The 13,155-nt window shown below is 73.4% G+C and carries 13 protein-coding genes; 5 read left to right on the forward strand and 8 right to left on the reverse strand.

Features of this window, described 5'->3' with window-relative positions; genetic code table 11:
- Nucleotides 1-7: 7 nt before the first annotated feature.
- From ACVJO7_RS22260 to ligD, 6 genes are all read right to left on the reverse strand, one after another.
- Nucleotides 8-529, reverse strand: a complete 522-nt coding sequence (locus tag ACVJO7_RS22260; protein ID WP_491674478.1) for an SDR family oxidoreductase — start codon at nt 527-529, stop codon at nt 8-10.
- Between the two features lie 262 nt (nt 530-791).
- Complete coding sequence (locus tag ACVJO7_RS22265) at nt 792-2,564, reverse strand: DUF885 domain-containing protein (protein WP_491674479.1); 1,773 nt, start codon at nt 2,562-2,564, stop codon at nt 792-794.
- A gap of 121 nt (nt 2,565-2,685) precedes the next feature.
- The gene (locus tag ACVJO7_RS22270) at nt 2,686-3,027 is read right to left on the reverse strand and encodes an RNA polymerase-binding protein RbpA (RefSeq protein ID WP_085912326.1); all 342 of its coding nucleotides are present in this window, start codon (nt 3,025-3,027) and stop codon (nt 2,686-2,688) included.
- A 244-nt stretch (nt 3,028-3,271) separates the two neighbouring features.
- Entirely contained in the window at nt 3,272-4,588 is a 1,317-nt protein-coding gene (locus ACVJO7_RS22275) for an MFS transporter (protein WP_344017612.1), read from the reverse strand.
- A 57-nt stretch (nt 4,589-4,645) separates the two neighbouring features.
- Nucleotides 4,646-5,440 carry a glycerophosphodiester phosphodiesterase family protein gene (locus tag ACVJO7_RS22280; protein ID WP_344017611.1) on the reverse strand — a complete coding sequence of 265 codons (795 nt, stop codon included), beginning with the start codon at nt 5,438-5,440 and terminating at the stop codon, nt 4,646-4,648.
- Between the two features lie 4 nt (nt 5,441-5,444).
- On the reverse strand, nt 5,445-7,391 hold the full coding sequence (gene ligD, locus ACVJO7_RS22285) for a non-homologous end-joining DNA ligase (RefSeq protein ID WP_491674480.1): 1,947 nt from the start codon (nt 7,389-7,391) through the stop codon (nt 5,445-5,447).
- Between the two features lie 95 nt (nt 7,392-7,486).
- Here ligD and ACVJO7_RS22290 point away from each other — a divergent pair, with 95 nt between their 5' ends.
- The 3 genes from ACVJO7_RS22290 to ACVJO7_RS22300 all read left to right on the forward strand — a co-directional run bounded on the left by ACVJO7_RS22290 (nt 7,487) and on the right by ACVJO7_RS22300 (nt 8,600).
- Entirely contained in the window at nt 7,487-7,684 is a 198-nt protein-coding gene (locus tag ACVJO7_RS22290; RefSeq protein ID WP_344017609.1) for a (2Fe-2S)-binding protein, read from the forward strand.
- Nucleotides 7,685-7,804: 120 nt separating this feature from the next.
- On the forward strand, nt 7,805-8,290 hold the full coding sequence (bfr, locus tag ACVJO7_RS22295) for a bacterioferritin (protein ID WP_344017608.1): 486 nt from the start codon (nt 7,805-7,807) through the stop codon (nt 8,288-8,290).
- Between the two features lie 85 nt (nt 8,291-8,375).
- Nucleotides 8,376-8,600 (forward strand): DUF3072 domain-containing protein, encoded by a 225-nt coding sequence (locus ACVJO7_RS22300; RefSeq protein ID WP_344017607.1) that lies wholly within the window; start codon nt 8,376-8,378, stop codon nt 8,598-8,600.
- Between the two features lie 196 nt (nt 8,601-8,796).
- On the opposite strand, the gene ACVJO7_RS22305 is transcribed toward ACVJO7_RS22300, so the two are convergent.
- Entirely contained in the window at nt 8,797-9,633 is an 837-nt protein-coding gene (locus ACVJO7_RS22305) for an iron-siderophore ABC transporter substrate-binding protein (protein ID WP_491674481.1), read from the reverse strand.
- 306 nt (nt 9,634-9,939) lie between these two features.
- Between ACVJO7_RS22305 and serA the strand changes: the two genes are divergently transcribed.
- Nucleotides 9,940-11,139 carry a phosphoglycerate dehydrogenase gene (gene serA, locus ACVJO7_RS22310; protein ID WP_491674482.1) on the forward strand — a complete coding sequence of 400 codons (1,200 nt, stop codon included), beginning with the start codon at nt 9,940-9,942 and terminating at the stop codon, nt 11,137-11,139.
- 1 nt (nt 11,140) lies between these two features.
- Here the strand turns inward: serA and ACVJO7_RS22315 are convergent, their stop codons facing one another.
- The gene (locus ACVJO7_RS22315) at nt 11,141-11,623 is read right to left on the reverse strand and encodes a hypothetical protein (RefSeq protein WP_491674483.1); all 483 of its coding nucleotides are present in this window, start codon (nt 11,621-11,623) and stop codon (nt 11,141-11,143) included.
- A 325-nt stretch (nt 11,624-11,948) separates the two neighbouring features.
- On the opposite strand from ACVJO7_RS22315, the gene ACVJO7_RS22320 reads away from it, so the two are divergent.
- The gene (locus ACVJO7_RS22320) at nt 11,949-13,031 is read left to right on the forward strand and encodes an alkaline phosphatase (protein ID WP_491674484.1); all 1,083 of its coding nucleotides are present in this window, start codon (nt 11,949-11,951) and stop codon (nt 13,029-13,031) included.
- Nucleotides 13,032-13,155 lie beyond the last annotated feature (124 nt).

Here is a 13,155-nt window from a genome sequence, read left to right on the forward strand (position 1 = left end):
GGCGGGATCAGCCGGCGAGCGCCGCCCGGTTGTCGGCGGCGTAGACGGCCAGGCTCCGCGCAGGGTGCCCGGTGAGCGTGCGGCCCGCGTCGGTGACGGCGGCGGTGCCGTCGCCGGGCACCGGCGCGAACAGGTCCGCGAGGTGCCGCGCGTAGTCGTCGGGGAGGCCGGCCCGGGTGAGCAGCCCGACGAACTCGTCGGGCGTCACCAGCCGCTGCTCCGCCCGGTGGTACGGGCCCGTGAGGTCGTCCCCGACCCCGAAGGCGGTCTGGAACACCACCTTGACGCCGCGTTCCGCGGCGAGATCGACGATCGCGTCGAGGAAGCCGGCCGGGATGACCAGGAACAGCCGCCCGATCCCGTCGAACGCGGTGCGGACGGTCCCCGGATCGGTGAGGTCGAGCCGGACGCCGGGCGCGCCGGCGACGTCGCGGCCGGACCGCGACCCGGCCAGCACGGTGTCGCCGCGGGCCGCGAGGACGCGGACGAGATGGGTGCCGGTGTTGCCGGTCGCGCCGGTGACGAGCACTCGGTCGGACGTGTCGGTCTCCGCTTCGGTCGGTCGTCGCGGCGGGGGAGACCGACCGGTCACGGCGCCGACCGGCGTCGTCCGGGCACGCTCCCTCCCGCCGGGGGAGGGACGTGTCGGGGCGGAGCCGCCGGGCGGCCCGCTCGAACGAGCGACGAGCGCTGTCCGGACTACCGACCGGACCGTGACTTTCACACGTCGTGACGCCGCTGGCGCGCCGTCACGGGCGGAGTATCCGCCGGTCCGGCGCGCCGCTCAAGCGTCAGGACGCGGTGCTGTCCGCCACATCGGACCGCGACGCGGGGAGCACCGCCAGCTCCGGCACCAGATCGTCGAGGCCCAGCGTTCCCTGGGCCAGCGCGGCGGCGTGCCAGGCGGCCAGGTCGAACCGCTCGCCGCGGGCCAGGTGCGCGGCGCGGGCCCGCTCCCGGCCGGTCAGCCAGGCACGCTCACCGAGCTTGTACCCGATGGCCTGCCCCGGCCCGCCCAGGTAGCGCAGCAGCTCGGAGTCGGCGAGCGCGTCCCCGCCGCCGACGTGCCTGCCGAAGAACTCGCGGCCCAGCTCCGGGGTCCAGCGCAGCCCGGCGCCGACCGGCGAGTCGGCGGGGATCGGCAGCGACAGGTGCATCCCCAGGTCGATGACCACCCGCACCGCCCGCATCATCTGCGCGTTCAGGTAGCCCAGCCGGGACCCGGGATCGGCGTGGTGGCCGAGCTCGTCCATCAGCCGCTCGGCGTACAGCGCCCAGCCCTCGACGTCCGCGCTGACCGCTCCGACCAGCGAGGTCTGGAACGTCGACAGCTCCGAGGAGCGCAGCGCCCACGATGCCAGCTGCAGGTGGTGACCGGGGACGCCCTCGTGGTACCAGGTGCTGATCAGGTCCCACAGCGGGTAGCGGTCGTCCGGCGAGGCGGGCAGCCAGGTGCGGCCCGGCCGGGAGAAGTCCAGCGACGGCGGCGTGTAGTACGGGGCGGCGGCGCTGCCGGTGGGCGCGAGCCGGGACTCGACGTCGCGGAGCCTGCCGGACAGGTCGAAGTGCCTGCCGTCGAGCTCGGCGATGGTGTCGTCCATGATCTGCTGCAGGTGCCGGCGGGCGTTCTCCCCGCCCTCGACGACGCCGGTCGAGCCGCCGTCGTCGTCCAGGAACGCCATCGCCTCCCGGATCCCGGCGCCGGGCAGCACCCGTCCGGCCTCGACCGCCATCTCGGCGTGCAGCCTGCGGAACTCCGACCAGCCCCAGTCGTAGACCTCGGCCGGGTCGATGTCGGCGCCGTTCCAGAAGCGCGACGCGATCCGGTAGCGGTCGGCGCCGACGCCGTCCGGGGTGCCGTCGGCGGCGGGCAGGTACTCGGCGCGCAGCCAGTCCCGCAGCCCGTGCAGCGCGGCGGCCGCGGCGGCGGCGTTCCGGTCCAGATCGGCCCGCACGCCCGCACCGACCTCGGCCTGCCCGGCGAAGCCGGCGAACCAGCCGCGGCCGCCGGCGTCGGCGATCCAGGCGTCGAGCTGTTCGGTGACCCGGACGACCTGGCGGGGTGCGGCGAACAGGCCGCGCCGCGATCCCTCGGCGAGGCTCGCGCGGTACCCGTCGAGCGCCTCGGGGACCCGGCCCATCCGGGCGGCGACGGTCGCCCAGCCGCACTCGTCGGACACCGGCATCAGGGTGAACGCGGTGCGGATCGTGGCGAGCGGCCCGAACAGCTCCTGCACGTCGCGCAGCGGCTCACCGGACTCGGCGTGCGCGATCCGGGCGCCCAGCCGCTCGGTCAGCAGCCGGGCGCACCGCCGCTCGTCGGGGTCGTCTGGCGCGGGGAGCGCGGCGAGCCGGTCCATGGTCTCCCGGCAGGTGCCGACGACGGCGGCGGTCCCGTCGGGGGAGAGATCGGGCAGCCGGTCCTGTCCCTGCGGCCAGCCGAGGTCACCGGCGAGGATCGGGTCGAGCTCGGCGAGCCTGCGGACGTGGTCGTCGGCGAGATCGGTGACGGGGCGTGCGGTCCCGGTCGGGCCGGGGCGGTCGATCGAGGCGATGTCGTTCATCGATCACCATCATGCCCGCCGCCGTGTCCGGCCCCCGCACGCGACGGAGCCCGGACCCCTGTGGGGATCCGGGCTCCGTGTTGCGCGTGTGTCCGTGCGCGTGTGTCCGTGCGTGTCCGAGTCAGGCGATCTCGGCGCGCCGCTCACGCAGCACCTCGAGGCGCTCGTTGAGCAGCTCCTCGAGCTCTGCGATGGACCGGCGCTCGAGCAGCATGTCCCAGTGGGTACGCGGGGGCTTCTGCTTCTTCTGATCCGGCTGGGTCCCGTCGACCCGGCGACCGACGCCGCCCTGAGGCGACTCCCAGGTGGCCGGAGCCTCGGCGTCGTTCGCGAACGGCACCTCGAACTCGTAGCCGGACTCGGACACATAACGGACCATCTGCCGCGGCGCCAGGTCGTGATTGCGGTCGGTCTCGTAGCTGACAGCCCCGAGCCGGCTGCCACGCAGAACGCGGTCGGCCATGCGTCGTCACCCTCCTTGCGTCTGTCGAGGCGGCGGCACCTCGACGGTTACGTCGCCGCCACCGGGTGTAACGTTCGTGGGGCTACGCTATTCCGGCGGCGGGGCAGCGATCACCACCCGGTTCTTACCCGGGGGTAACCATTCCTGCGCCCGATTGGCCAGTGTTCCCTATCAGCGCCCGTTACACACGCTGATGTGACGTGTCAGCCATGTGTGACGCTACTCACTGGCGTTCGGCGAGAGTTCATGCACCGGATGCGACAGGTGCACGCTCCGGCGCACGCACCGGGAGCAGCGCGAGCAGTCCCAGCGCCAGGACCAGCACGATCCCGATCGTGCCCGCCCGGTCCGAGCCGAACAGGTAGGTGAACAGACCGATCAGCGCGGGCGCCAGGAACGACACCGCGCGGCCGGTCGTGGCGTAGAGCCCGAACAGCTGGCCCTCCCGGCCCGCCGGGCAGACCCGCAGCAGGTACGAGCGCGACGACGCCTGCGCCGGGCCGACGAACACCCCCAGCACCAGACCGAAGATCCAGAACATGGTCGGGCCGGACACCAGCAGCAGCACGATCCCGACCGCGACCAGGCCGGCCAGCGACCCGGCCACCACCGCCTTCGGGCCGTACCGGTCGTCGAGCCGGCCGCCGACGAGCGCCCCGGTCGCGGCCACGATGTTGATCGCCACCCCGAACAGCAGCACCTGGCCGGGGTCCAGGCCGTACACGGTCACCGCGAGCACCCCGCCGAAGGCGAAGATCGCGTTCAGGCCGTCCCGGTAGAGCGCGCTGGCCCCGAGGAAGTACACCGTGTGCGGGCTGGCCCGGTACAGCTCCCGCAGGTCGGTGAGCAGCCGCCGGTAGGAGCCCGCGACGCCGAGCTTCGGCGCACCGGGTGCGGCCGGCGCCGTCTCCGGGAGCAGGAAGAACATCGGCGCGGCGAACACGGCGAACCAGATCGCGGCGACCAGCACCGAGATCCGGACGTCGAACCCGTCCGCCGTGGACACCCCGAACAACCCGCCGTCGCCGGACAGGAAGCCGACGTAGACGCCGAGCAGCAGGACGATCCCGCCGAGGTAGCCCAGCGCCCAGCCGAAGCCGGACACCCGGCCGACCGTCGCCGGCGTCGACACCTGCGCCATCAGCGCGTAGTACGACACCGCCGCCAGCTCGACGAAGATCGAGGCCAGGCCGAGCAGCACCAGCCCCAGCCACAGGTAGGTCCAGTCGTCGCGGACCCAGAACATCCCGATCATGCTGAGCACGACGAGTGCAGTCCACACCCCGGTCGCCCGCAGCCTGCGGCCCTTGCGGTCCGCGCTCTGGCCGATCACCGGCGCCATCAGCGCGATCAGCACCCCGGCGGCCGCAGTGGACCAGGCCAGCCAGCTGTTCGCGCTGATCGTGCCCGGCAGGTCGGCCCCGACCGCGTCGGTCAGGTACACGGAGAACACGAAGGTCAGGGCGATGTGCTGGAAGCCCGACGAGCCCCAGTCCCAGAAGCCCCACGCCCACACCCGGGATCGACGGGGCTGCGCTCCGGACAGTGTTGCTGCGGTCACCGGGGGAGACTATCCGCGCGGCCGGGCACCGGCCTCCGTGCGATCACCGAGATCCGCTCACCGCGGGGCCCGCCTGCCCAGCACCTCCAGCAGCCGGTCCGGCCGGTCGGACAGCAGCCCGTCCACACCCAGGTCCAGCAGCCGCTCCATCTCGGCCGGCTCGTCCACCGTCCACACGTGCACCTCCCGGCCGGACGCGTGGGCGGCCGCGACGAACCGCCGGTCGGCCGCCACCGGGATCGGCCCGAACCACGGCGGGACCTGGGCGAGCGTCCCGGTCAGCGGCGGCAGCGCCCGCGCGGGCACCCGGTAGGCGCGCGCCCGCAGCCCGGTCACCGCGGCCTGCCCCATCGAGGTGCACAGCCGCGGCCCGGCCGCGGTCCGCGCGGCGGCCAGCCGCCGGTCGGAGAACGAGCCCAGGCACACCCGGTCCCAGGCGCCGGCCGCGTCCAGCGCGGCGAGGGTCGGGCCGACCACGGCGTCGGACTTCAGCTCGATCGTGATCCGGGTGCCGGGCAGCGCGGCGAGCACGGCGGCCAGCCGGGGCAGCGGCTCGGTGCGGCTCGCGCCGCGGACCAGGACACCGTCGAGCTCGGCGGCCGGCCGGGCGTCGATCCGGCCGGCCGCGTCGGTGGTGCGGTCCAGCGTCGGGTCGTGGTGCACGAACGGGACGCCGTCGGCGCTGGCGTGCACGTCCAGCTCGACGTAGCCCACGCCGTGGTCGGCGGCGGCGACGAACGCCGCGAGGGTGTTCTCGCAGCCGGCCAGCTCACCGAGGTGCCAGCCGCGGTGCGCGTAGCCACGCGGGTACGGGCCCGCGAGGTAGGGGTGTCGGTCGTCCGGGCCGGTCACGGGATCAGCCTGGCAGCTCGGCGACGGCGCCACCACGGGGGAGCCGGAAACCGTCGGTGTCGATCAGGGGACGCATCAGGTCCCCGTGCGTGTCCAGCCGGCCGGGCAGGTCGTCGAGGGTGAACACCAGCTCCCCGGGGTCGCGGCAGGCCTCCACCTCGTCCCAGGTGAGCGGGGTGGCGACGGTGGGCAGCTCGCGGCCGCGCAAGGAGTAGGAGGCGATCGTCGTCTTCGCGGTGTTGTTCTGGCTCCAGTCGACGAACACCTTCCCGCGGCGCCGGGCGCGGGCCATCACCGCGACCGTGTCCCGCGGATGCTCGGCCGCGAGCCGTTCGGCGACCTCCCGGGCGAACTCCGAGGTGCGCTCCGGCCGGGTGACCCGGACCGGCAGGTAGAGCTGCATCCCCTTGCCGCCGGAGGTCGACGGGTGCACCGGCAGGCCGTGCTCGGCGAGCAGCGCGCGCAGCCGCAGCGCGACCCGGCAGCAGTCGACCACCGTCGTCCCCTCGCCCGGGTCGAGATCGAACACCACCCGGTCCGGCGGGTGCCGGGCGTCGCGGGGGCCGAGCCGCCACTGCGGCACGTGCAGCTCCAGCGCCGCCAGGTTCGCCGCCCAGGCCAGCCCCTCGGCGTCGTCGATCACCGCGAAGTCGGCCGACTCCGATCGGCCGCCGGGCGTCCCGACCCGCGCGGTGCGCAGCCAGGACGGCGCGTGCCGGGACACGTTCTTCTCGAAGAACGACGACGCCCCGACCCCGTCCGGCCAGCGCTTGAGGGTCGCCGGACGGCCGTCGAGGTGCGGCAGCATCGCCTCCGCGACGGCCAGGTAGTGGCCGAGCACGTCGGCCTTGGTGGTGCCGGTGGCCGGGTAGAGCACCTTGTCCGGGTTGGACAGGGCGGCGCGGCCGTACCCGTCCGGCCGCACGCCGCGGGTCCGCGATCCGCCCACCGGTACCTCCCGCCAGTCGTCCGACGGCGCGCCGGCCGCCGGATAGGCCGAACCCGCCCGGACCGCGATCACCCCGGGCAGTCCCTGCGCCCGCACCGCGTCGAGCAGCTGCGCACCCGCGTTCGGGTACAGCGGGGCCGGGCGCCGGTGCGGCCCCTCCAGCGGCAGCGCGTCCAGCAGCGCGCGACGGTCGTCGAGGGGCAGCGCACGGACGTCGCGGCCGCCGGTGTGCAGCACGTCGGCCACCCACAGCTCACCGCGCCCGGTCAGCTCGGCGTCGAGCAGGTGCCCGCCGGCGCCGAGCGCCGGGCCGAGCTCGCGCAGCCGTCCCGGTGGATCGAACGGGTCGCCGGGGACGCCGTCGTCGTCGACCGGGTGCAGCGTCAGCCGGCCGCCGTCGCTGCGCGCCAGCACCCGCCGGCCGCCGAACACCGGCCGCACCCACCAGTCGTCACCGGACGGCAGCCGCGCCGCCCTGCTCGGCACGGCGAGCGCCGGATCGCGGGGGAGCGGTGCACCGGACGGGCGGGCGCCGGGCGGCTGCTCGCGGGTGCGGCGCAGCAGCCAGCGGTCCTGCCGCTCGTCCGGCCGGTGCAGCAGCACGAACCGGCCGGCGGCACGCTCGCCGTGCAGGACGACGGCGACCTCGCGGTCGGTCCACTTCTCGGTCTCGTAGCGCCCGGAGTCCCACACCGACATCCGGCCGCCGCCGTACTCGCCGCGCGGGATCTCGCCCTGGAAGTCCAGGTACTCCAGCGGATGGTCCTCGGTGCGGACGGCCATCCGCACGGTCCCGGCGTCCTCCGGAAGTCCCTTGGGCACCGCCCACGAGACGAGCACGCCGTCGCGTTCCAGCCGCAGGTCCCAGTGCAGCGCGGTGGCGTGGTGCTCCTGGACGACGAACCGCCCGCCGTCCGGGGTGGCCGGGTCCGGGTCGGTCTCCGGGACCGGCTCCGGGGTGCGCCGCGGATCGCGCCTGCGGCGGTACTCCTCCAGCGGCACCCGGGCAGCGTAGCGATCCGGTGCCGCGCGGGCCTTGTGGGCGAGGATGATCGAATGTCAGCATAGGGTTGCCTATCCACAAGGAAGGGGTTGCTGTGTTCGCGTGCATCTGCGCTGCCGTCACCGAGGCGGAGGTGCGTGGCTGCGTCCGCGAGGGCGCCCGCTGCGTGGACACGATCGGCGACGCCTGCGGTGCGGGCACCGGCTGCGGCAGCTGTCACGACCGGCTCCGCACCCTGCTGATCTCGACGTCCGCGGGCGACGACATCGACCGGCTGCCCGCCTCTGCGTGATCCGGGCCTCACCACAGCACAGGTGAGCCTGCACGACGATGAGCCGGTCCTGATCGACAGGGCCCACTGTGCGCTGTCTTACATTCGCCGTCCGACCAGCACCGGACGAGGGGATGGGACATGCGCGGCGACGACGAGATCATCGGCCTGCTCAACGAGCAGCTGACCAGCGAGCTCACGGCGATCAACCAGTACTTCCTGCACGCCAAGATGCAGCAGAACTGGGGCCTGACCAAGATGGCGGCCTACACCCGCGCCGAGTCGATCGACGAGATGCGGCACGCGGAGGAGATCACCGACCGGATCCTGTTCCTGGAGGGCCTCCCGAACTACCAGCGGCTCGGCACCCTGAACATCGGGCAGAGCGTGCGCGAGCAGCTGCAGGCGGACCTGGCGATCGAGCTGGCCGTCGTGGAGCGGCTGCGCCCGGGCATCGCGCTGTGCCGCAGCAAGGGCGACATGACGACGGCGAACCTGTTCGAGAAGATCCTCGCCGACGAGGAGCACCACATCGACTACATCGAGACCAACCTGGAGCTGATGGACCGGCTCGGCGAGCAGCTCTACCTCGCGCAGCTGGTCGACCAGCCGCCGACCGCGGGCTGAGGCGCTCGGCGCAGGATTATGACAGTTCCCGCGTGCGGGCCGGGGTCGGCGTGCGGGGACCAGCGATCGAAGATACGTTCGATGCATGACGAACGAGCACGCACACGACGCCGTCGATCCCGGCACGCCGGAGAAGGACCCGGCGGACTGGACCACCGGTGACGAGCCGATGACCGGGCCGCAGCGGTCGTACCTGGAGACGCTGCTGCAGCAGGCCGGGCGGGACGCGCCGGACGACCTGGACCGGCTCAGCAAGGCCGAGGCGTCGCGCCGGATCGACGAGCTGCAGGACGCCGCGGGCCGGGGCTGATCCGGCCGCCGGCCCGTCCTCGGGCGCCGGCGGAACGGCCGGTGCGCGGCCGGACCTCCGGCCGCGGCATCCGGCCCTCTCCTCGGCGAGGCGCCCGTTGAGCCGATAATGCACGTTATGACAGTTTGAGCGTTCCGACGGTCCGGTCGGGGGTGTTGCCGCCCCGACCGGACCGCGCGCCGCTCGCGGAGTGGGTTCAGCCGACCGTCTCCGCGATCTGCGGGACCAGCTGCTCCAGCGCGTAGTCGAGGCTCAGGATCGTCCCCCAGCTGAACGCGCCGGACACGACCGGATCCTCCACCCACAGCACCCGGCCCTGCTGGGCCACCGGCAGCGTCGGGTACAGCGGGTTGTTCTCGATCTCGGATCGCAGCTCGGGCGAGGATCCGATGTTCCACACCAGCAGGTCACGCGACAGCTCCCCCATCAGCTCGTCGGAGACCTTGATCTCGCCGTACCGGTCGGGCCGGATACCGGCGATCTCGGTCGGCGACTCGAAGCCGAGCTGGGTGAAGAACAGGGCGCGGATGTCGTTGCCGCTGCGCACGACGCTCGAGCCCGGCTCGAACCGCTCGGCCACGACGGCCCGCTTGCCCGCGAACTCCGGATGCTGCCCCGCGGCCTCGGAGAACTTCTGCTCGGTCGCCGCGACGAGGTCGAGCGCCTCCTCTTCGCGCCCGAGGGCTTCGCCGGTGGCCCGGGTCGCCTCCTGCCAGGTGATGGTGAAGTCGGAGAACCCGTCGTCCGGGACGACCGTCGGGGCGATCGCGGACAGCTGCTCGTACTGCTGTTCCGTGGTCCCGTTGTAGAGCGAGAGGATCAGGTCCGGATCGAGCGCCGCGATCTCCTCCAGTGGTGGGGCCTCCTCGTTGCGCACCCCACCGTTCAGGACGACGGGCCGGGCGTCACCGAGCTCGTCCTGGGCCCACGGCCAGGTGGCGTGCGAGTAGTCGCCGTACCACTCGCTCACCGCAATCGGCCGGACGCCGAGGGCGAGTAGTGGGTCCTGGTCGGACAGGCCCAGCGTGACCACTCGCTGCGGCTCGGCCGGGATCTCGGTGCTGCCGTACGCGTGGTCGATGCGGACGGGGAACGCTCCGGCTCCCCCGGCCTCCGGCGCCGCGGCGTCGGACGGACCGCCGGACGTGCAGCCGGCGACGACCAGCAGCGCCACCAGCAGCGCCGCAAGTTCCCCTCGGACCGGACAGGCTCGGGTCGGGACAGTGGACACGTGCCCCCCTTTCACTCAGGTATGCCAAACCTAACCATCAAGATCGTGGCGAGGCAACACGCGCGTGCCCGCTGCCTGCGGGGGCCCCGGGCGCCTAGGTTGGGTCGGGTGAAGGCTCTGCTGCTCGAAAACATCCACCCCGGCGCCGCCGAGGCGTTCCGTCGCGCGGGCATCGAGGTCGAGACGCGACCCGGCTCGCTCAGCGGCGACGAGCTGCTCGATGCGGTGTCCGGCGTCCAGCTGCTCGGCATCCGGTCCAACACGACGATCACCGACGGCGTCCTGGACGCCGCGAAGGACCTGCTCGCCGTCGGCTGCTTCTGCATCGGCACCAACCAGGTCGACCTGTCCGCGGCGGCCGAACGCGGGATCGCGGTGTTCAACGCGCCGTACTCGAACACCCGCAGCGTCGTCGAGCTGGTGCTCGGCGAGATCGTGGTGCTGGCCCGCCGGCTGACCGAGAAGACCCAGCGGATGCACGAGGGCGTCTGGGACAAGTCCGCGCGCGGCAGCCACGAGATCCGCGGCCGCACGCTGGGCATCGTCGGCTACGGCAACATCGGCACCCAGCTGTCCAACATGGCCGAGGCGGTCGGCCTGCGGGTGATCTTCTACGACACCGCGGACCGGCTCGCGCACGGCAACGCCCGCCGCGTCCCCACCCTGGACGCGCTGCTGGAGCAGGCCGACATCGTCTCCATCCACGTCGACGGCCGCCCCGGCAACGCCGGCCTGTTCGGCGCGGAGCAGTTCGCCCGGATGAAGCCGCGGTCGATGTTCATCAACGCCTCGCGCGGGATGGTGATCGACGAGCTGGCGCTGCGCGAGAACATCCTGTCCGGGCACATCGCGGGCGCCGCGGTGGACGTCTTCCCGATCGAGCCGAAGGCGCAGGGCGACGAGTTCGACTCGCCGCTGCGCGGCCTGGACAACGTCATCCTCACCCCGCACATCGGCGGCTCCACCCAGGAGGCGCAGGAGGAGATCGGCCACTTCGTCTCCACCAAGCTCGTCGACTTCGTCTCGGGCGGCGCCACCGCGCTGTCGGTGAACCTGCCCAACGTCGCCGCGCCGCGCCCGCCCGGCGTGTTCCGCACCGGCTACCTGCACACCAGCACCCCCGGCGTGCTCGCCGACATCAACCGGCTGCTCGCCGACGCCGGGGTGAACGTGACCGGGCAGTCGCTGTCCACCCAGGGCGACCACGGCTACGTGCTGACCGACACCGACCAGGTGCTGCCGGACGGCGTGCTGTCGGCGCTGCGCCGGGCGCCGCAGACGGTGTGGCTGCGCTCATACGAGCTGTAGCTCAGGCGCACGCGCCGTACTCCTCGACGTCCGAGGGGTGCATCGGGCCGTGCTCGCCGTGGTGCACCACGAACTCGATGCCGGACGGGCGGCGCAGCCAGGAGCCGCCCGCCCGGCGCCGGTACACCAGCGGCGCGCAGCGGTAGCCGAACACGGCCCGGGCCCAGCCCTCGGCCTCCCCCTTCGGCAACACTCCCCCGTCGCGGACGGCGACGGCGAGCTCCCAGATCCCGACGCCGCGGGCCGGTGCGGCGCCGTCCGGCGCGGTCGAGGCGACGAGCAGCAGCTCCGGTCCGCCGCGGACGACGGGCACCCCGATCTCGACGCGGTGCCGGTCCGGCAGCGGATGCGGGTAGGGGTAGGTCAGCAGTCCCCCGCGCAGTGTCGTCACATCCTCGCCGAACCGTTCGTGGATCACCTGCGCGAGATCCACCGATCGTTTGCGGCGCAGGTCTGCGTTGACCAGGCCGGACTCGACCGTCATTCCCCGTGGCTCCGTTTCCGTCCCCTGCACCCGGATGCGGACGGACGGCGGAACGTCAGCCGGTCGCCCAGGTGGTGGACCGTCGAGCGGTCTGGCGTCGGCACCGTATTTCTACGGCTCGTAGAGCATTCTAGGTCACGCTGTGCGTTCGGGCGAGAGCGGCATCACAGTCCCGGTGCACGCAGGGTGAACGCTCGGGAAGCAGTCGGCACGACGGTATCGGAATCAGCGCCGTACATCCGTAATGTCCGCTTCGATCGATCGTCGGCGGAGGGACGATCCGTGATCAGAACGACGAGCGGCCGGCGGGCCCGCGGCGAAGAACGTGATCCTGGTGATCGGTGACGGGATGTCGGACACCCAGATCCTCGCCTCCCGCTACCTCGACCGCGGCCGGGACGAGCCGCTGGCCATGGAGACGGTCCCGCACCGGGCGCGGGCCGCCACCTTCTCCGCCGACGACCTGGTGACCGACTCGGCCGCGGCGGCGTCGTCGATGGGTTCGGGCACGCTCGTGGAGAACGGGTCCCTCAACGTCACCCCGGAGGGCGCGAGCACCCTGGACGAGACGCTGGGCGTGCTCGCCAAGCAGGCGGGCAAGGGCGTCGGGCTGATCAGCACCCGGGACATCGCGAACGCCACCCCCGCCGGGTTCGCCTCCTCGGTGCCCGATCGCGACCTGCAGAGCGAGATCGCCGGGCAGTACCTGGACAACGGGATCGACGTGCTGCTCGGCGGCGGCGAGTCGTTCTTCCTGCCGGCCGGCACCGCAGGCGACCACTGCGCCGCCGACGAGACCGACCGGACCGACGGGCGCGACCTGTTCGCCGACTACGCGGCCGCCGGGTACACCGTCGCCCGGGACCGCGACCAGCTGCTCGCCGCGGACGGCGACCGGCTGCTCGGCGTCTTCGAGTGCACCGACATGAACTACGACCGCGAGCGCACCCCGGTCGAGCCGACGATCGCCGAGATGACCGACGCCGCGCTGGCCACGCTGAGCCGCGACGACGACGGCTTCTTCCTGATGGTCGAGGGCGGCATGATCGACCCGGCGGCGGAGGACAACGACGGCGCCAACGCGATGGGCGACACGATCGCGCTGGACCGGGCCGTCGAGCGGGTGCTGGAGTGCGCGCAGGGCCGCGACGACACCCTCGTCGTCGTGACCGCCGATCACGAGGCGGGCGGCATGACGCTGGTCTTCGAGGAGCGCGCGGAGGAGACCTTCACCGCCGCGGACGGCCGGCCGATCCGGATCGCCTGGGCGACCAACCCGGGCCACACCGGCGCGCCGGTGCCGGTGCGCGCCACCGGGCCCGGCTCGGAGCGGTTCGACGGGTTCGTCGGCACCGAGCACCTGCGTGACCTCTACGGCTTGCTCCGCACCGCGCAGCACGGCGGCTGATCGTCGTCCGGTGGTGGGGGGGGGGGGGGGGGGGGGGGGGGGGGGGCGGGCCCCCCCCCCCCCCCCCCGCGGGCGTGAACGGGAAGGAGGCGGGGTGACCCAGCGCGACTGGATCGAGAAGGAT

The organism is Pseudonocardia sp. DxW (assembly GCF_058448985.1).